Genomic DNA, 18,561 nt, shown 5'->3' with positions numbered 1-18,561 from the left:
TCGGGCGCGGCCCCCGCGGCGGCCCGCGTAGGGTCGCGCCCGTGATCGAGATCCACGTACCGGACGCACTGGTCGAATCCCAGCACCTGTACGCCGGGGAGGCGGGCCGTGCCTTCATCGCGGGGCTGCCGGAGCTGGCCGCGCGGACGCTGGAGCGCTGGGAGCTGACGCCCCTCGGCGCCTCCATGCACGGCATGGCGGCGCTCGTGCTGCCCGTGGAGCGCGCCGACGGCTCACCGGCCGTGGTGAAGTTCCAGGTCCTGGACGAGGAGACCGAGGGCGAGCCGGTCGCGCTGCGCGTGTGGGACGGCGACGGCGCGGTGCGGCTGCTCGACCACGACGCCGCCACCGGCACGATGCTGCTCGAACGGGCCGGTGACGGCCGGGAGCTGACCCGGTTCGCCGAGGCGGGCAAGGACGAGACCCGCGGGGCCGTCCTCGTCATCGCGGAGCTGCTCGCGCGGCTCACCGCCGGGCCCGCGCCCGCGGGCATGCGCACGCTCGGCGCCATCGCCGGGCGGATGCTCGACGACACCCCGGCCGCGCTCAAGGAGATCGCGGACCCGGCCGACCGGGCGCTCGTCGCCCGGTGCGCGGACGCCGTGCGCGAGGTCGTGGGCGAGCCCGGGGACCGCATGCTCCACTGGGACCTGCACTGCGGCAACGTCCTCGCGGCCGGGCGCGAGCCGTGGCTCGCCATCGACCCCAAGCCCCTCGCGGGCGACCCCGGCTTCGACCTGTGGCCCGCCCTGAACGACCGCTTCGACCCGGACGACGCGCGCTGGCGCTTCGACGCGATGACGGAGGTCCTGGGCCTGGACCGGGAGCGGGCCCTGGCGTGGACGCTGGGGCGGGTGCTCCAGAACGCGCTGTGGGAGGTCGAGGACGGCCGGGAGCTGCCCGCGGAGGACCTGGAGCTGGCGAGGCGGCTGCTCGGGGGACCGCTCTAGCCCTTTGGCCGGGCGTCGCGCACGGCGGCCCGCAGACCCGCGTCGCCCGGCATCTCCTGGGCGAAGTACCACCAGAAGGTGCCGCCGACGCTCGACGGATAGCCGAGGGCGGCCGCGTAGTAGCGGCGGGCGACCCGTCGCCGGGCCGCGGCCGGGTCGTCCTCGTCGAAGGCCCAGTAGAACCGGGACGTGTCCGCGTTCCAGTAGCCCAGTTCGCCCAGGCCGACGCGCTGGTCGGGGAAGTCGGCCGCGAGCCGCGTCATCACCTGGTCGAAGGCGAGGCCGAGCGGGGCGTCCTCGATCCAGCTGGACAGCAGCACGACGTCGATGTCCTCGCGGACCGCGCGCGGCAGGTTCGCGCGCGGCCAGGTGAACGCCGACCAGCGGGCCGCGTCCGTGCCGAGCTGCCAGTACAGGGTGAGGACGACGTCGGCCCCGGGCCGCTTCTCCTTCACGTACGCCGCCGCGTCCGCGATCTTGTGCCGCATGCGGTCGCGCGGCGGCAGGAGCCGGTCCGTGCAGTCGCCGTCGGCGGTGGTGCGGGAGTCCGTCCAGCAGCCGTTGACCTCGTTGCCGATCTCCCAGGCCTCGATCTCCGGGAACGCGTCGACGTACCGCTTGATCCGGGCCAGATAGCCCGCGCGGGTGCCCAGCGCGCGGTGCTCGGAGCCGTTTGCGTACGCGGAGTCGACGGGCTGGCCGAGGACCTTCAGACCGGCGGCGTGGGCGGCGGCCACCGCCTCGCGGTAGCGCCGGGGAACGGGTCCGCGGGGGTCGTCGTCGGCGTCGAAGACGATCCGGGCCCAGCCGTGCGGGCGGGTCAGGCGCCCGGCGAGCGGCGCCCACCGCCCGGGGTCCGCGCCGTCGGCGGCGGTCACGCCCGTCCACGGCGCGTGGGCGCGGCGGGCGCGCGGCCCGTACTCCTCCAGGAGCAGCCCGTACGCCGCGTCGACCGCGCTCAGGGCGCGCTGGCCGTACCGGCCCCGGCCCGCGTCGGAGCCCGCGGCGTCGGCGCGGGCCAGCTCGCGCGCGGCCGTGCGGTAGGCGGCGGTGAAACGGGCCGAGCGGCGGTAGGCGGGGCGCAGGGCGAGGGCCTCGTCCAGGCGGCGCTTGGCGTCCCGCGCGGCGGCGTGGTTGAAGACGACGGCGGTGCCGCGGGCGAAGCCCTTGCCGCCGTTGTCGAGGACGACGGTGGAGAAGCCCTGGTCGGTGGGCCAGTTGATCGCGAGCGCCGCGGGTCCGCCGCGGCCGGGCAGGTCGAAGCGGAGCCGTCGCCCGTCCTCGTACAGGGGGAAGTCGTCGAGGACGCGCAGGGTGCGCGGGTCGACGAGGGCGTCGCTGTCGGAGCCGCCGCTGCCGTGCGTGACGGCGCGGGCGCGGCCGGGGGAGAGGAGCGTGCCGTGGCCCTGGGGGTCGTAGAACTTCAGCCCCACGGTCCCGCCCGTGCGGCCGGTGCCCGTGCCGGTGTGCGAGCCGGAGTCGGGGCCGGAGCCGCCCGAGGTGCAGCCCGCGGCGAGGACGAGGGCGAGCAGCGCGGCCAGGGTTTTCCGGTTGACCCGCGGCCGTCGCCCGTGGCTTGCTGCGCTCATGATTCGTACCGCCGCACCGGCCGACGTCCCTCTCATCCACACCCTGATCCGTGAGCTCGCAGCGTACGAGAAGGAGCCGCAGGAGGCCCGCGCCACCGAGGAGCAGCTGCACGAGGCGCTGTTCGGCGCGCGGCCCGCCGCGTACGCGCACGTCGCCGAGGACGACGCGACGGGCGAGCCGGTCGGCTTCTGCCTGTGGTTCCTCAACTTCTCCACCTGGCGCGGCGTGCACGGGATCTACCTGGAGGACCTGTACGTGCGCCCCGAGGCCCGCGGCGGCGGCCACGGCAAGGCGCTCCTGAGGGAACTGGCCCGGATCTGCGTCGAGCGCGGCTACGAGCGCCTGGAGTGGTCCGTCCTGAACTGGAACGCCCCGTCGATCGGCTTCTACGAGTCCCTCGGCGCGAAGCCGCAGGACGAGTGGACGGTGTACCGGCTGACCGACGGGGCGCTGACGGCGCTCGGGGCCCGGGACGCGGGCCCCGAGGGCGACTAGAACGAGTCGGCCGTGTGCGGCAGCAGCGCGGTCGTGAGCGCCGCGTCCAGGGCGGCGGCCGCGCCCGGCGTGTGCTCGGTGACGGTGCCCGCCCGTACGAAGGACACGAGGGGCGCGCCGCCGAGGTAGGCCGAGCCGAGGTCCCGCACGTCGAGGGTGAGGTCGGCGGGGGCGTCGGCCGGCTCGTACGCCGCCGTGCCGTCCGCGGCGGTGACCGTCAGGCGGAAGCGGCCCTCGTTGGCGGGGAGCTGGGCGTCGCGGACCTCCAGGACCAGGTCGGCGGGGGCCGCCCAGGAGCGGGCGAGCAGCGCGGCGCGCACGTCGACGAGCCGGACCCTGAGTCCCGGGTACTGGCCCGTCACGCGGACCTGGTCGCGGTCCCCGGCGAACAGGAGCAGCGGGTCGTCGAGCGGGCGGCCCCACGCCTGGATCAGGCCCGTCAGGTCGATCGACGCCAGATAGCGCCACAGCGCGGCCTCGGCCTCCGGCGAGTCCGCCTCCAGCTCGTCCAGGCGGACCAGGCCGGGGGCGTCGTCGCGGCCCTTGGTGCGGTAGATGGCGTATCCGGTGACGCGGTCGGGGGCGGCCGCGTCGCCGAGGACCACGACGCGCGGTGGCGACAGGTCGTCGTCGTCCTCGTCCTCCGTGACCATCCACTCCTCGCGCCACCAGGCCTCGGTGCGCTCGATGCGGCCCGCGCGTGCGGCGCGCGTCCGGTCGTAGTACTCGGCCAGCAGCGCGGGGGCGGCCGCCGGGTCCACCAGGCGCAGGGGGCCCTCGGCCGGGGTGATCCGCAGGGCCAGGGGGCGCTCGGACCTCACCTCGACGGTGTTGTTGTACGTCGCCGGGCCGAAGCCGAAGCGGCCGTAGATCGCGTCCTCCGACGCCCACAGCGCCGCCAGCGGACGGCCGCTCGCGCCGCATCTCTCGAACAGCGCCGCGACCATGCCGGAGAGCACGCCGCGGCGGCGGTGGGTGGGCGCGACGGAGACGAACGTGACGCTGGGGCACGGCAGCTCGCCGCCCGGCACGGACATGGTGAAGCGGAAGGCGGCGAGGAGGCCGACCAGCGTCTCCCCGTCGTACGCCCCCACGCGGTCGCAGCCGCGCAGCAGGTCGTGGTGGTGCTTGCGCTTCTCGTCCTCCGGGTTCTCGTGGAAGGCGAGGTAGGACAGGTCGAGGGCGCGGTCCAGGTCGGTGTCCGGCAGGTCGCGGAAGGTGATGGCGGTGGACGGGGCCGGGCTGGGGGGTGCGGAGTCCATAATCCGGACGGTAGTTCGCGAAAGCCGCATGGGCATCCGATTTTTGCCGGAGTGGGACCGCGCATTCCGAGGGCGGGGGATCGGCGGGGCAGGTGCTCAGGGGATCAGGACCACCTTGCCCGTGGTGGCGCGGGTCTCCAGGGCGCGGTGGGCCGCGGCCGCCTCGGCCAGCGGGAAGGTCTGCACGGCGGGGGTGAAGTAGCCGCCCTCCCAGGCGCGCAGGGCGGCCAGCTCCAGGGTGCGGACGGGGTTGTCGCCGCCCGCCTTCTCCAGCATGGCCCCGCCGAGCGGGTTGATCCGCGTGATGCCGCGCGCGGTCAGCTCCTCGTCGGTCAGGGCCACCGGGCCCTTCTTCTCCGACCAGCCGAAGGTGAGGTGGACGCCGCCGGGCCCGAGCAGGTCGACGGCGGCCCGGCCCGCGTCGCCGCCCACCCCGTCGAGGACCACGGTCGCGGTGCGGCCGCCGTCGCCCAGGCCCTTCAGGAACGCGCGGACCTCGTCGGGCCAGGCCGGGTCGGTGTAGTCGACGGCCAGGTCGGCGCCGTTCGCGGTGACGCGGGCCGTCTTGGCGGGCCCGCCCGCGAGCCCGATCACCGTGGCCCCGGCGTGCTTGGCGTAGCTCACGAGCAGGGTGCCGATGCCGCCCGCGGCGGCGGGGACGATGACGACGGAGTCGGCGTCGAGCTCCGTGAACTGCAGGATGCCCATCGTCGTGCGCCCCGTGCCGATGAGCCCGACGGCCTCGGGGAAGCCGAGCCCGTCGGGGAGCTCGTGCAGCCTGGCGGCCTCGGTCACGGTCAGCTCGGCGTAGCCGCCGGGGGCGAAGCCGATGTGCGCGACGACGCGCCGGCCGGCCCAGGCGGTGTCCACGCCCTCGCCGACGGACTCGACGGTGCCCGCGACCTCGCGGCCCGGGACCGTCGGCAGCTCGGGCAGCTGGGGCAGCGGGCCCTGCTCGCCCTCCCGGACCGAGGTGTCGAGCAGGTGCACCCCGGCCGCCGCGACGGCGATCCGCACCTGGCCCGGGCCGGGCTCCGGGGCCTCGACGGTCTCGTAGGTGAGGTTCTCGGCGGGGCCGAAGGCGTGCAGACGTACGGCGTGCATGGCGAACTCCTCAGGGGTGCGGGCTTGCTGGACCGGCGGGAACGGCCGACCACCACCCACCCTTCAACCTCAAGCAGACTTGAGGTCAACCCAGGGTGTGGTGGCGGTCAGTCGGCCCGTGCCGGTCAGGGCGAGCGACACCGCCTCGATGGCGCTGTTGAAGGAGACCTCGCTGAGCAGCCCCGGCGCCGCCACCTGGTCGCCCACCAGGAACACGCCGTCGCCCCGGTCCACCGCGGGCCGGTCGCGCCAGGTCGTGCCCGGCCGGTCGACGGCGCCCGTGCGGCCGTTCGCCACCGAGGCGCGGCGCCAGGTCACGCGCTCGCGCCAGTCGCGGAACCCGAGGTCGAGCAGCTCCTCCGCGCGCCTGACGCCGTCCGCCTTCGACTCGTGCGGGGCGAGCGGGATCTGCCCCTGGACCAGCTGCTCCCCCTGCGGGGCGAGTGTGTGGTCCTGGGCGGTAAAACGCTCTATCCAGCCCGTGCCGTCCAGGTCCGACACCGCGAACAGATCGCCCCGGCGCGAGCGCAGCGCCACGTCCACGAGCGTGGTGCGCCCGCTCTCCCAGGTCAGCCCGTCGTCCCGCAGGAGCCGCCGTGCCGCGTCGAGCGAGGTGGCGACGATGACGGGCCCGCGCCGCGCGGGCTCCGCGATGTCGCCGACACGGGCCAGGGTCTCCACCCGGACGCCCAGGTTCCAGGCGCGGGCGGCCATCCGGTCCACGACCGTGCCCCAGCCGCCCACCGGGTAGTGCGCCTCCGGAGGCAGCTTCGCGGCCCGGCGGAACCGGGTGTGCACGAAACGGGCGGACAGCGCGCCCGGGTCGTGGTGGAAGAGCGCCACGGCGGTGTAGTGGGCCGCCGTGCGGGCGCCCTCCGGGCCCACCTCGCGCGTGGCCCAGGTCAGGAAGTCCTCGTCGACGGGGGCCTGTTCGGGCGCCCGGCGCAGCAGCCGCAGCATCGCGAGGGGCGGGGTGCGGCGCAGCGCGCCCCGGTGGCGGAGCCGCAGCCGCGTGCCCTCCAGGGGCGGCAGCGGGGCCAGTTCGCCGATCAGGTCCCGCTGCTTGAGCCAGGTCCAGTGCGGGCCGCCGTTGTACAGCGCGTGCGGTCCGTCGTTCGTCCGGTACGTGCCCTCAGAGGTGCGGGCGCGGCCGCCCAGCGTGTGGTGCGCTTCGTGCACGGTGACCCGGGCTCCGCCCTCGGCGGCGGCGATGGCCGCGGTGAGGCCGGCGAAGCCGCCGCCGATCACCGTGACGGTGGGGGAGGTCGAAGGGGTGCGGGGCATGGGTGGGGTCCGTTTCTGTCGTGGTCCTGTACGGGTACGACGGGTCTGCCCCTGAGCGGTGTGACATCAGCAGGCCAGGGCCTCGCGGGGGCCCGCGCCACAGCCCTGCCGCCCGCCCCGCCCCGGCTTTCGCCCGCGCGGGCCCGACGCGGGGCGCTGCGGCTGGCCCGAGTGCGTGGGGCGCGTAGTGGGGCGGGAGGGGTGGGGGGCGCGTGGGACCATCGAGGGGTGCTCGACATCGGCTACGCCCTCTCCCGCCGCTTCCCCGACCCGCCCCAGCTGGACTACCGCACCGCGGACGTCCACGCCCTGCGCCACGACCTGTTCTGCGGGGACGTGTACCTGGCCGACACCAAGGCCGACCGGGAGTTGTCCACAGCCTGGGGATGGGTGCCGGTGCTCGACTTCGCGTGGGCCCTGTGCGACATCGCGGAGCGGCTCGACCAGGACCCGATGGGCAGCAGGGCCGCGCGGCCCCAGCACGCCGAGCTGGACTTCACCGAGTCCACGGACCGGATGCTCTTCGAGCGGCGCTTCGGCTGGGTCGACATCGACGCGGACTGGCTGGACCCGGGCGAGCCGCCGCTCACCTTCTCGCACGCCGAACTGCGCCGCGAGGCACGCGACTTCCTGCACGACGTGGTGGCCGACCTGACCGACCTGCACGAGGGGCTCGGCGAGAACCCGGCGCTGTGGACCCTCCTGGCCCGCTTCCCGCGCGTGTCCTAGGCCCCGGCCGGAGCAGGCGTCTGCTCCTTCGCCCCGGCTAGAGGAGCCGCTGTTCCTTGGCCACCGCCACCGCGCCCGCCCGCGTCTCCACGCCGAGCTTGTCGTAGATGCGGCCCAGGTGCGTCTTCACCGTGGCCTCGCTGATGAACAGCGCACGGGCGATCTCGCGGTTGCCGAGGCCCTGCGCCAGCTGGCCAAGGATGTCGCGTTCGCGCGGGGTGAGGCCGGGCCGGGGCTCCCGCATGCGGGCCATCACGCGGGACGCGACGGGCGGCGAGAGCGCGGTGCGGCCGCACGCGGCGGCGCGGATCGCCGAGAACAGCTCCTCGGGCCGCTCGGCCTTGAGCAGATAGCCGGTGGCGCCCGCCTCGATCGCCCGGGTGATGTCGGCGTCGGTGTCGTACGTGGTGAGGACAAGGACGTGCGGCCTCCCGCCCCCGGCCGCCGCCGTGATGCGGCGCGTGGCCTCCACGCCGTCCATTCCGGGGCCCAGCTGGAGGTCCATGAGGACGACGTCCGGCCGCAGCTTCGCGGCGAGGGCCACCGCCTCCTCGCCGGAACCGGCCTCCCCGGCCACCTCGACCCCGGGCGCGCTGCCGAGCAGGGCGAGCAGGCCCGCCCGTACGACGGCGTGGTCGTCGCAGACGAGGAGCCGGACCGGCGCGTCGTCCGGGCTGCCGTCCGGGCTGCCGTCCGGGCCGCCGCCGGGCCCGCCGCCCAGGTCAGGATCCTCAGCCGCGTTCATCGTGCCTCCCGTGTCGGTCCTCTCGGCCTTCTCGGCCCTCGTCGTCGAGCCCCGCGTACGCGCCGTCCCCCAGTGGGATCGCCACCGAGAGCACCGTCCCCTCGCCCGGCGCCGACTCCACCGTCAGCGTCCCGCCCAGCTGCGCCGCCCGCGCGCGGATCGCGGGAAGGCCGTGCCCGCGCGCCCCCCGCGTACCGCCGGGCGCCTGGGGTGAGAACCCCCGCCCGTCGTCCGCCACGTCGAGGACGACCTGGTCGTCGAGGTACGTCAGGGTCAGCGCGGCCGTGCCCGCGCCCGCGTGCTCGCGTACGTTCGCCAGCGCGCCCTGCGCGATCCGCAGGAGCGCCGAGCGGGCCCGGCCCGCGAGCGGGACGGGGGTGCCCTCGGCGTGGAAGCGGACCGTCAGGCCCGCGCCCGACTCCCGCCCCGCCAGCGTCCGCAGCGCCGCGGGGAGCGCGTACGCCGGGTCGGGTCCCGCCTCCGCCAGGTCCACCGGGGCCAGGTCGTGGACGAGGCGGCGGGCCTCGGCGAGGCCGCGGTCGGCGATGGTCCCGGCGGTACGGACGTGCGCGCGGGCCGCCGCCGCGTCCGTCTCCCACACCCGGTCCGCCGCCTGGAGCAGCATCCGCTGGCTGGACAGGCCCTGGGCCAGCGTGTCGTGGATCTCCATGGACAGGCGCTGCCGCTCGGCGAGCGTGCCCTCGCGCCGTTCGGTGGCGGCGAGTTCGCGCCGGGTGCGCAGCAGGTCGTCGATGAGGGCGCGCTGCCGCGCCGTCTGCCGCTGCATGTGGACGAACACCGCCGTCGCCACGGCCGCCACGGCGGGCGGCGCGAACGCCAGGTTCGGGTCGAAGCCGTCCGCGAGCCGCAGCTGGGCCGCGACCACGAGGGCCGTGAGGACGGTGACGAGGGCGAGGGCCGCGCGCGTGGGCAGCGTCCGCAGGCCGGTGTAGAAGAGCGGCACCGCGCACCACGCGTAGCTCGGCGCGAGGACCACGAGGACCACCCAGACGCCGACGACCGCGCCGAGCCACAGCAGCCGCCGCGGGTTCGGCGTGGCGCCGAGGGCCGGGCCGAGTACGTACAGAAGGGCGAGTACGGCCGAGAGCGCGATGATCCAGGGCGTGCGGGGCTCGCCGGGGTGGCGCAGCAGGAAGCGGGAGAGCGAGGCGGCGAGCAGCAGGAAGAACGCGGTGTGCATGACGGCCGCGAGCCACCGGCCCTCCGGGCCGACGACTCCGGGACGGTCCGCTCCCGCACCGTCGCCTCCGTGCATCCCCGACCTCCTGTCACGCGCTTGAACTGGGCAAACACCCTCATTGTGGCCCGCTGGGCGCAGGCCCGGGTCAACCGATCGGCTGACCCGGACGTCGTCCGAACCGCGCGCGACCCGCAGCCGGTGTGCCGACGGGGCGGACCGGAACCCGCCGGGAGGATCGAAGCACAGGGCCCGCCTCCGGACCCGTACCGCCGCACAGACCGTGCCGCCCCAAGGAGTCACACCATGAAGCAGCTCTCGCCGCGTGCCCGCGTCCTCACCGCCGCCGCCGTCCTCGGCGTCGTCGGCGCCGGGACGGTCGGTGCCGTGTCCGCAAGCGCCGACGCCCCGCAGGCCGCCGCCAAGGCCGCCGTCAGCGCCGACGCGGGCAGCCGCAACCTGACGCAGAGCACGCACCTCACCGTGGCCGCCGCGACGAAGGCCGCGCAGGCGACGCTGGACGCAGCGAAGAAGGAGAACCAGCGCGTCACGGTCGCCGTGGTCGACCGCAACGGCAACACCGTCGTCACCCTGCGGGGCGACGGCGCGGGCCCGCAGTCGTACGAGTCCGCCGAGCGCAAGGCCTACACCGCCGTCTCCTGGAACGCGCCCACCTCCGAGCTGGCCAAGCGCCTGACGCAGACGCCGAACCTCAAGGACATCCCGGGCACGCTGTTCCTCGCGGGCGGCGCCCCGGTCACGGCGAAGGGCGCCCCCGTCGCGGGCATCGGCGTCGCGGGCGCGCCCAGCGGCGACCTGGACGAGAAGTTCGCGCAGGCGGGCGTGGCCGCGCTGGGCCGCTGACCCCGGGCGCGCGGGGGGCCCAGCGCGACGGGGAGCGGTGGCCATAGGATCACCGGGGTGATCTACCGAGCCACCGCCCCCCTGACCAAGGGGCCCCGCCGCACCCCCCTCGCGCTGCTCTGCGCCACCGCCCTCGCGACCGCGCTCACCGCGTGCACGAGCAGTGGCGTCGGCGGCACCCCGGGGGCCGCGGGCGTCCGCGACCCGTACTTCCCGAAGCTCGGCAACGGCGGCTACGACGTGGCTCATTACGGACTGAAGATCGGCTACGACCCCGAGTCCCGCCATCTGACCGGCACCGCCGACATCACGGCCCGCGCCACCAAGACGCTCAGCGCCTTCAACCTCGACCTCAAGGGCCTGGACGTGAAGTCCGTGACCGTCGAGGGCAAGGAGGCCCGCTTCCAGCGCGCGGGCAGCGAGCTGACCGTCCGCCCCCGCGACGACCTCGACCGGGGCGAGACCTTCCGCGCCACCGTCCGCTACTCCGGCACCCCGCAGACCATCACGGACGTGGACGGCTCCAAGGAGGGCTGGCTGAAGGGCGAGGACAGCGCCCTCGCGACGGGCCAGCCCGCCGGGTCGATGGCGTGGTTCCCGGGCAACCACCACCCGGTCGACAAGGCCTCGTACGACATAGAGGTCACCGTCCCCAAGGGCCTGAAGGCCATCTCCAACGGCGAGTTGACGAAGGAGACCACCGCCAACGGCCGGACCACCTTCGGCTGGCACAGCGCCGAGCCGATGGCCAGCTATCTGGCGACGGTCGTCGTCGGCACGTACGACACCGAGACGTCGATGACCGAGAACGGCATTCCCGTCTTCACGGCGATCGACCACACGCTCCCCAAGGACAAGCGGAAGAAGACCGAGAAGGTCCTCGCGAAGATCCCCGACATCATGGAGTGGGCGGAGCTCAACTTCGGCGGCTACCCGTTCTCGTCCACCGGCGCCGTCGTCGACGGCCGCGCGGGCCTCGGCTACGCCCTGGAGACCCAGACCAAGCCGCTGTTCCCCGTCCGGGACGCCGACACCTCGACCCTCGTGCACGAGCTGGCCCACCAGTGGTTCGGCGACTCGGTGACGCCGAAGAGCTGGCAGGACATGTGGCTCAACGAGGGCTTCGCGACGTTCGCCGAGTGGCTGTACGAGGAGGACAACGGCGGCGACACCGTCGAGGAGACCGTCGACGCGTTCTACGAGGACGAGTACTGGGACACCAAGGAGGACCACGAGTCCCTCTGGGAGTTCCCGCCCGCCAAGCAGCCGGACGCCGCGAGCATCTCCGACGACCCCGTCTACTACCGGGGCGCCATGGTCATCCAGAAGATCCGCGAGACCGTCGGCGACGAGACCTTCTACGAGATCGTCAAGGGCTGGACGAAGAAGTACCGCCACGCCAACGCGGACACCGAGGACTTCACCACGTACGTCGAGAAGCACGCGGGCGACGACGAGGCCCGCGGCGAGCTGAAGCGGGTGTGGTCGGACTGGCTGTACGGCGACGGCAAGCCGGACGAGCGCTGAAGCGCTCCGCTGGGGCTGCGGCGTCCTGTCGTCGGTCGTCCGCGGGCCCGTCGTGGCTGGGCGCGCAGTTCCCCGCGCCCCTTCAGGGCGCTCCCGTGCCGCGCACCCGGTCCACCCAGCGGCCCGGGTGCGCGGCGGCCTCTCAGAGGCCGAACTCCTGGGGTGACAGGCCGAGGGCCGCGCAGGCCTCGCGCAGGACCTGCTCCTCGGCCGGGGCCACATAGCCGTCCGCCCCGGCGATGACGAAGCCGGTCTGGACGACCGCGCGGGCCTCGGCGGGCTTCTTCGCGGCCTTGGCGATCTCCTGCATGACCGTGGCCTTGCCCTGCTGGAAGTTGAAGGACAGCTGGTCCGCGTGCTTGTTGAAACGCTGGCGGAGCTGGTCCGGGGGGAAGTTCTGCAACACGTCGTTCTGCAGGATCAGGGATTCGACGTGCTGGCGCTCGGCCGGGTCGACGGTGCCGTCGGCGGCGGCCACCAGGGCGCACATGGCCATGCTCGCGTCGCGGTAGGCGCCGCTCTTCAGCTCCGACTTCAGCGAGGTCAGCTGGGTCTTGAGCAGGCCGATCAGCTGGGCCTTGGACCCCTTGGAGCCGCTGCCGTGCGTGCCGTGCCCGGGGGCGCCGTGGCCGCCGGAGGTGCGCCCGCCCTGCGTCTGCTGCAGGTTCTTGGCCTGGTCTTTGATCCGGTCCCACATAGCCATTCCGCGCCACCTCGGCTTCTGCCCGTGTCGTACCCGTCGGCCGCGCGCGCTGTGCGCACGTCGTCCTGGCAACGCCGCCCCGCGCCGCGAAGTTCCCCGCGCGGCCCGCGTCTTGGGGCGGACGCGGGACGGGCCCCGGCCGGAAGGAGTCCGGCCGGGGCCCGTGGTCAGTCGCGGTGGACTCAGACGTTGACGCCGAAGTCCTGGGCGATGCCGACCAGGCCCGAGGCGTAGCCCTGGCCGACGGCGCGGAACTTCCACTCGGCGCCGTTGCGGTAGAGCTCGCCGAAGACCATGGCGGTCTCGGTGGCGGCGTCCTCCGACAGGTCGTAGCGGGCGATCTCGGCGCCGCCGGCCTGGTTCACGATGCGGATGAACGCGTTGCGGACCTGGCCGAAGTTCTGCGAGCGGTTCTCGGCGTCGTAGATCGAGACCGGGAAGACGATCTTCTCGATGTCGGCGGGCAGGCCCGCGAGGTTGACGTTGATCTGCTCGTCGTCGCCCTCGCCCTGGCCCGTGACGTTGTCACCGGTGTGGACGATCGTCTGGTCCGGCGTCGCCTTGTTGTTGAAGAAGACGAAGTGGGCGTCCGAATAGACCTTGCCCTGGGTGTTCACCGCGATCGCGGAGGCGTCCAGGTCGAAGTCGGTACCCGTGGTGGTGCGGACGTCCCAGCCGAGGCCGACCGTGACGGCGGTCAGGCCCGGTGCCTCCTTGGTGAGCGAGACGTTGCCGCCCTTGGACAGGCTTACAGCCATTGTTGGGAGTCCCTTCCCTAGTCGCCTATGTGCGGGCTTCACTCTGAGGGCGAAGCTACCGGCACCCTTATGAACGCCGTGGGGGGTATCCAAGGTTCCATATGCGGACGCGCTTCTTTACTTTCTTTACCGAAGCTGCCCCGGGAGGCGGCCGCGGCGGCGGAAAACAGGTGTCGTCCGGGGGCCCGGCGCGGGATCATAGGAGACATGTCTGGTCGCGAACACGTCATCCGTGGCTCGGTCGTCCTGCCGGAGGCCGAGCTCCTGTGGCGTTTCTCGCGCTCCTCGGGCCCCGGCGGCCAGCACGTCAACACCAGTGACTCGCAGGTCGAGCTCCGCTTCGACCTGGCGCGCACCGAGGCGCTGCCCGAGGTCTGGAAGCGGCGGGCCCTGGAGCGGCTCGCGCCCCGGCTCGTCGACGGCGTCGTGAGCGTCCGGTCCAGCGAGCACCGCTCCCAGTGGCGCAACCGGGAGGCGGCGGCCGTCCGGCTCGCCGCGCTGCTCGCGGAGGCCACCGCGCCGCCGCCCAAGCCCCGGCGCCCCACCCGTGTCCCGCGCGGGATCAACGAACGGCGGCTGCGGGAGAAGAAGCAGCGCGCGCAGACCAAGCAGGGCCGTTCGGGCAAGGGCTGGCAGTAGCCGCCGCGCCTCAGCCCAGTCGGCAGTAGCCGCCCCGCCTCAGCCCAGCTGCCGGTAGCGGCCCCGGAAGTACAGCAGCGGGCCGCCGTCCCCGCCGGGCAGCTCCGCCGTGAGGACGCGGCCGATCACCAGGGTGTGGTCGCCCGCCGCCACCGTCTGCTCGGTGCGGCACTCCAGGGCGGCGAGCGCGCCGCCGACCAGGGGCGCGCCGCTCTCCCGGCCGCGCACGCAGGGGATGTCCGCGAAGAGCAGGCGGTCGCTGATGCGGCCCTTCATGGCGAAGCGGCCCGCGATGTGCCGCTGGCTCTCGGTGAGGACCGACACGGCCCACAGGGGCTGCTCGGCGAGCAGGTCGTCCATGCGGGAGCCCGTCCGCAGGCTGACCATGACCAGGGGCGGGTCCAGGGAGACCGAGAGGAAGGCGGTGGCCGTCATGCCCACGTCCTCGCCGGCCGGCGCCATCGGGTCGTCCGGGTCCAGCGGGGGCTCCTGCGCGGTCACCAGGACCACGCCCGCGGCCAGGCGGGACATGGCGGCGCGGAACTCGTCGTTGCTCACCCCCACAGGATGAGGGGTGGACGGGGCGGGAGGGGGCTGTGTGTTCAAGGTCAGATCGGCAACCACACGACTGACGCTAGTGCCGGACCGGGCCGCGCCGCATCGGCCCCGGGGCCGAGACCGGTCCTAGGTCGGGACCTAGGACTCCGCTTGTGCCCCGGTCCGTCACCCACCCGTTCCTCCCGCGTCCCACCAGGGCAACGGAGCCTCATGTTCCGGTCTTAACCATGCGCTCTCACCTGTGACTTGAGTCACAGGGCCCATATTTTGTTGACCCTGTGTACCGGGTGGGCAGCTCGCTGTGATTCAGTGACCGTGGCAATCAGACAGACGCTGAGGGCACGGAAGCACAGCACCGTACGTAGAAGTACGAAGGCGTACAGCACCGTACGAAGCCAGAAGAGTCACGAAGAGTCAGAGATTACGGACACTGAGGACGCTGCGGATCCTGGAGTTGCTGTCGAGGTCTCGGGGAGAGCGAGCATGGAGACCGAGTCGGAGCCGTACGTCCGTCTTGCGACCCTGCGGCAGCTGCACCAGGTGGTGGCGGACCTCAACACGGCCCGCAGCCTCGCGGACACGCTGCAGACCGTCGCCGACGGCGTGGTGAACGGCCTGGGCTATGAGCTGGCGTGCGTCAACCTCGTGCGCCCGGACGGCGACCTCGTCGTCGCCGCCTTCGCGGGCAACCCCGCCGCCGAGGCGCTCATCACCGGCCGGGTCGGCTCCCGCGAGTCCTGGGACCGCCGCCTCGCCATGGGCGAGGGCTGGGGCGCCCTGCGCTTCATCCCGCACACCGAGGGCTGGGTCCTCGACGAGGACGACGTACCGCAGTGGTACACCGAGGGCCCCGAGCCCCGCTTCGAGGACGAGTGGCACCCCTCCGACCGGCTCTTCGCCCCCATGTACGCGACCGGCGGCTCCGGCGGCGAACTGCTCGGCGTGATCTCCGTCGACCGCCCGCGCAACGGCCGCAGGCCCGGCGCCTGGGGCCGCGAAGCCCTCCAGATGTACGCCTTCCAGGCCGCGATCGCCATCAGCAACGCCCGGCTGCGGGCCAACATGCAGCGCGCCCTCGTCCGCCTGGAGCGCGAGCAGCAGGCGCTGCGCGCCAGCGAGGAGTCCTTCCGGCAGGCCTTCGAGTACGCGCCGAGCGGCATGGCCATCGCCGAGATGGGCGGCGACCAGCACGGCCGCATCCTGCGCACCAACGACGCGCTGTGCCGGCTGCTCGGCCGCCCCGCCTCCGCGATGCGGCGCTACTCCTTCTCCGACCTGGTCCACCCCGAGGACATCGGCACGCTCCTGCGCACCTCCGCCGAGGGCGGCCGCGCCGAGCTGCGCTTCGGGCGCCGCGACGGCACCTACGTCTGGGTGTCGCTGCGCAACTCCGTCGTCGCGGACGCCGCGGACGGGCCCCGGTTCCTGCTCACGCACGTCGAGGACATCGAGGAGCGCAAGCGGCGCGAGCTCCAGCTCGCGCACCGCGCCTCGCACGACTCGCTCACCGGCCTGCCGAACTCCGCCGAGCTGCGCGCCCGGCTGAGCGCCCGTCTCTGTCGCAGGCCGCACGCGGGCCGGCCGAGCACGGTGGACTCGCTGGATGCGGCGTACGACAACAGCGGCCTGTACGGCGGCGCCGCCGGTCACCCGGCCGGACACGGGCACGCCGCCCCGCCCGGCGCGCACCACGGCGCCCAGGGCGATTTCGACCACCACGTGCACACCGTCGCCCCGCCCGAGGAGACCGAGGCGGACGACGGCACGAAGGGGCTCGCCGTCCTCTTCTGCGACCTCGACGGCTTCAAGTCGATCAACGACCGCTTCGGGCACCACACGGGCGACGCCGTCCTCATCGAGGTCGCACGGCGCCTGACCAGCGGCGTCCGCGACGGCGACACGGTGGCGCGGCTCGGCGGTGACGAGTTCGTGGTCCTCGCCGACGGGCTCGGCAGGGCCGACGCGCAGGACCTCGCGGTGCGGCTGCGGAACGCCATCATCCCGCCGATCAGGGTCGACGGCCGGGCCGTGCGCGTGGGCGCCAGCTTCGGCATCGGCTGGGCCCACTGCGGCATGTCGGCGGACGAGGTGTTGCACTCCGCCGACCAGCGGATGTACGTCGAGAAACGTTCCCGTGCCAAGCAGCACCGGCGGGCCGGATAGGTCCCGTACCGGGAACTTGTTGACGTCAACGGCACCTTGGGCGGTCACCTGGAGCGGGTAGGCTCGCCCGCATCCGCGATGCGAGGGAGTGACCTGCGAATGACGCCCGGCAACAACGGCGAGCAGACGCCGAACGCGCCACAGGGCGACGACGACCCGTTCGGCTATCTGTACGCCGACGGCCAGGCGGCCGGTGCCACCCCGCCCCCTGGAGGCGGCGGTTACGGCTACCCCGGGCCCCGGTCCTCGTACCACCAGGTGCGCCCGGTGGGCGAGCGGCAGTACGGGCAGCAGCCGCAGCAGCCCCCGGCCCAGGGCGGCTACGGCTACCCCCCGCAGCAGCAGCCCTACGGCCAGCCCAGCGCGCACTACACGGCCCCCGAGGCCCAGCCCGGCGCCACCGCGCCCGTCCGGCAGGTGCCGCCCCCGGCCCCCGCGGGGCGCGGCCGCGGGCCCAACACCAAGGGCCTGCTGATCGGTGCGATCGCGGTCGTCGCCGTGGTCTCGCTCGGCATCGGCGCGGCCATGCTCACCGGCGGCGACGACAAGGGCGACGACAACAAGGCCGGGCCCTCGCAGCGGCAGAGCGAGTCCGGCGACCCCAGCCCCAGCGCGTCCAAGGGCAAGGACAAGCCGGACAAGAAGGCCGAACTGCCCGAAACGGACGCCAAGGCCCTCAAGTTGGAGGGCGGCACCACCACCGCGTCCGACATCGACGGCGCCAAGTCCGCCGACGGCGTGTACGTGGCCGGGCTCAACAAGGTCGGCGCGCAGGTGACCTGGACCGTCAACGGCATCCCCAAGGATGGCGCGTACACGGTCTTCGTCGGCTACGGCGTGCCCGGCAAGGCGGCCGAGACGACCCTCGTGATCAACGGCACGCCGTCCCCGCGCAAGCTCAACATGGACAACTTCGCGCACGCGGAGGACGGGGCCTGGGACAAGGGCTGGACGAAGACGTTCGCCTTCGTGGAGCTGAACAAGGGCACGAACACGATCTCCGTGTCCTGTCAGCAGGGCGACAAGTGCGACGCGAACCTCGACCAGATGTGGCTGAAGGCGGGCCACGTCAAGGGCTGACCCTTTACGGCGCTTCGCGCCTCGTCCTCCCACGCCGGACGGGCTGATCGGCTTGCTGTCAGCCGGTCAGCTGGAGGAAGTGGGTGACTACCTCTGCCATCGCTTCCCGGGCAGGGGTCAGGTACTTGCGGGGGTCCACCGCCTCCGTGTCCTCCGTCAGGAAGTGGCGTACCGCCCCGGTGAAGCCGGTGTTCAGGGCCGTGCCCACGTTCACCTTCACCATCCCGGCGGCGACCGCCGCGCGGATCTCCTCGTCGGGGACGCCGCTCGACCCGTGCAGGACCAGCGGAACGGGAACCCGCGCGCGCAGGGCACGGATCAACGCGTGGTCCAGGGAGGCCGAGCGCTCCGTCATGGCGTGCCGGGAGCCGACCGCGACGGCGAGGGCGTCGACACCGGTGTCGGCGACGTAGGCGACGGCCTCGTCCGGGTCCGTGCGCACGCCGGGCGCGTGCGCGTCGAGGGGCGCCTCGCCCTCCTTGCCGCCCACGCGGCCCAGCTCCGCCTCGACCCAGATGTCCCGCTCGTGGCCCCAACGCACCGCGTCCGCCGTGGCCTTCACGTTCTCCGCGTACGACAGCTTCGAGGCGTCGAACATGACGGAGCTGAAGCCCGCGGGGTGCGCGGCCCGCAGCAGGTCCACGTCCGTGACGTGGTCCAGGTGCAGGGACAGCGGGGCCGAGGAGGCGCGGGCGACGGCCGCGGCGGCCTGGGCGATCGGGGTGAGGGCGCCGCCGTGGAACCGCACCGCGTTCTCGGATATCTGGAGCACGGCCGCGCGGCCCGCGCGCTCCGCGCCGAGCGCGACGGCCTCCGCATGCTCCAGGGTGATGACGTTGAACGCGGCGAGGCCGCGCCCCTCGGCACGGGCCCGGCCGACCAGCTCGCCGGTGGTGATCAGTGGCATGGTGC

At 73.9% G+C, this 18,561-nt stretch carries 18 protein-coding genes; 8 read left to right on the top strand and 10 right to left on the bottom strand.

The genetic code is table 11. The annotated features are described in order from the left end of the window. The first annotated feature begins 41 nt into the window (after window positions 1–41). Window positions 42–950 (top strand): aminoglycoside phosphotransferase family protein, encoded by a 909-nt coding sequence (locus tag MQV74_RS19595; protein ID WP_242719475.1) that lies wholly within the window; start codon window positions 42–44, stop codon window positions 948–950. Here the strand turns inward: MQV74_RS19595 and MQV74_RS19590 are convergent. Next, complete coding sequence (locus MQV74_RS19590; protein ID WP_242719473.1) at window positions 947–2,539, bottom strand: hypothetical protein; 1,593 nt, start codon at window positions 2,537–2,539, stop codon at window positions 947–949. The genes MQV74_RS19595 and MQV74_RS19590 overlap by 4 nt on opposite strands. Here MQV74_RS19590 and MQV74_RS19585 point away from each other — a divergent pair. Continuing rightward, window positions 2,538–3,035 (top strand): GNAT family N-acetyltransferase, encoded by a 498-nt coding sequence (locus MQV74_RS19585; RefSeq protein WP_242719471.1) that lies wholly within the window; start codon window positions 2,538–2,540, stop codon window positions 3,033–3,035. The two genes, MQV74_RS19590 and MQV74_RS19585, sit on opposite strands and share 2 nt — an antisense overlap. On the opposite strand, the gene MQV74_RS19580 is transcribed toward MQV74_RS19585, so the two are convergent. From MQV74_RS19580 to MQV74_RS19570, 3 genes are all read right to left on the bottom strand, one after another. Further along, the gene (locus tag MQV74_RS19580) at window positions 3,032–4,297 is read right to left on the bottom strand and encodes a GNAT family N-acetyltransferase (protein ID WP_242719469.1); all 1,266 of its coding nucleotides are present in this window, start codon (window positions 4,295–4,297) and stop codon (window positions 3,032–3,034) included. The two genes, MQV74_RS19585 and MQV74_RS19580, sit on opposite strands and share 4 nt — an antisense overlap. Before the next feature lie 96 nt (window positions 4,298–4,393). Next, entirely contained in the window at window positions 4,394–5,401 is a 1,008-nt protein-coding gene (locus MQV74_RS19575) for a zinc-binding dehydrogenase (protein WP_242719467.1), read from the bottom strand. 69 nt (window positions 5,402–5,470) lie between these two features. Beyond that, complete coding sequence (locus MQV74_RS19570) at window positions 5,471–6,685, bottom strand: NAD(P)-binding protein (RefSeq protein ID WP_242719464.1); 1,215 nt, start codon at window positions 6,683–6,685, stop codon at window positions 5,471–5,473. 228 nt (window positions 6,686–6,913) lie between these two features. Between MQV74_RS19570 and MQV74_RS19565 the strand changes: the two genes are divergently transcribed. Further along, entirely contained in the window at window positions 6,914–7,414 is a 501-nt protein-coding gene (locus tag MQV74_RS19565) for a hypothetical protein (RefSeq protein WP_242719461.1), read from the top strand. A gap of 37 nt (window positions 7,415–7,451) precedes the next feature. Here MQV74_RS19565 and MQV74_RS19560 read toward each other — a convergent pair whose 3' ends face one another. Both MQV74_RS19560 and MQV74_RS19555 read right to left on the bottom strand, forming a co-directional pair. Further along, on the bottom strand, window positions 7,452–8,159 hold the full coding sequence (locus MQV74_RS19560) for a response regulator (RefSeq protein WP_242719460.1): 708 nt from the start codon (window positions 8,157–8,159) through the stop codon (window positions 7,452–7,454). Further along, entirely contained in the window at window positions 8,146–9,435 is a 1,290-nt protein-coding gene (locus MQV74_RS19555; RefSeq protein ID WP_242719458.1) for a sensor histidine kinase, read from the bottom strand. Before MQV74_RS19555 ends, MQV74_RS19560 begins: the two co-directional genes overlap by 14 nt. Window positions 9,436–9,663: 228 nt before the next feature. On the opposite strand from MQV74_RS19555, the gene MQV74_RS19550 reads away from it, so the two are divergent. Then, window positions 9,664–10,221 carry a GlcG/HbpS family heme-binding protein gene (locus MQV74_RS19550; RefSeq protein WP_242719456.1) on the top strand — a complete coding sequence of 186 codons (558 nt, stop codon included), beginning with the start codon at window positions 9,664–9,666 and terminating at the stop codon, window positions 10,219–10,221. 57 nt (window positions 10,222–10,278) lie between these two features. Then, window positions 10,279–11,748, top strand: coding sequence for a M1 family metallopeptidase (locus MQV74_RS19545; RefSeq protein ID WP_242719454.1), 1,470 nt, complete (start codon window positions 10,279–10,281; stop codon window positions 11,746–11,748). A gap of 142 nt (window positions 11,749–11,890) precedes the next feature. On the opposite strand, the gene MQV74_RS19540 is transcribed toward MQV74_RS19545, so the two are convergent. After that, a complete protein-coding gene (locus MQV74_RS19540; protein WP_242719452.1) occupies window positions 11,891–12,451 on the bottom strand; it encodes a tellurite resistance TerB family protein in 561 nt (186 codons plus the stop codon). Between the two features lie 182 nt (window positions 12,452–12,633). Further along, window positions 12,634–13,209, bottom strand: a complete 576-nt coding sequence (locus MQV74_RS19535; RefSeq protein ID WP_138960413.1) for a TerD family protein — start codon at window positions 13,207–13,209, stop codon at window positions 12,634–12,636. A 207-nt stretch (window positions 13,210–13,416) separates the two neighbouring features. On the opposite strand from MQV74_RS19535, the gene arfB reads away from it, so the two are divergent. After that, window positions 13,417–13,848 carry an alternative ribosome rescue aminoacyl-tRNA hydrolase ArfB gene (arfB, locus tag MQV74_RS19530; protein ID WP_242719450.1) on the top strand — a complete coding sequence of 144 codons (432 nt, stop codon included), beginning with the start codon at window positions 13,417–13,419 and terminating at the stop codon, window positions 13,846–13,848. Window positions 13,849–13,887: 39 nt separating this feature from the next. On the opposite strand, the gene MQV74_RS19525 is transcribed toward arfB, so the two are convergent. Beyond that, window positions 13,888–14,472, bottom strand: a complete 585-nt coding sequence (locus tag MQV74_RS19525; RefSeq protein WP_374120647.1) for a flavin reductase family protein — start codon at window positions 14,470–14,472, stop codon at window positions 13,888–13,890. A gap of 417 nt (window positions 14,473–14,889) precedes the next feature. Here MQV74_RS19525 and cdgB point away from each other — a divergent pair, with 417 nt between their 5' ends. After that, the gene (gene cdgB / locus MQV74_RS19520) at window positions 14,890–16,569 is read left to right on the top strand and encodes a diguanylate cyclase CdgB (RefSeq protein ID WP_242719448.1); all 1,680 of its coding nucleotides are present in this window, start codon (window positions 14,890–14,892) and stop codon (window positions 16,567–16,569) included. 99 nt (window positions 16,570–16,668) lie between these two features. After that, window positions 16,669–17,649, top strand: a complete 981-nt coding sequence (locus MQV74_RS19515; RefSeq protein ID WP_242719446.1) for a carbohydrate-binding protein — start codon at window positions 16,669–16,671, stop codon at window positions 17,647–17,649. 58 nt (window positions 17,650–17,707) lie between these two features. On the opposite strand, the gene MQV74_RS19510 is transcribed toward MQV74_RS19515, so the two are convergent. After that, window positions 17,708–18,556 (bottom strand): class II fructose-bisphosphate aldolase, encoded by an 849-nt coding sequence (locus tag MQV74_RS19510; protein ID WP_242719444.1) that lies wholly within the window; start codon window positions 18,554–18,556, stop codon window positions 17,708–17,710. Window positions 18,557–18,561 lie beyond the last annotated feature (5 nt).

Source organism: Streptomyces sp. AN091965 (assembly GCF_022698285.1).
GTDB lineage: Bacteria > Actinomycetota > Actinomycetes > Streptomycetales > Streptomycetaceae > Streptomyces.
The sequence above is the reverse complement of the archived record's forward strand: the minus strand, read 5'-3'. Positions and strand labels throughout refer to the sequence as shown.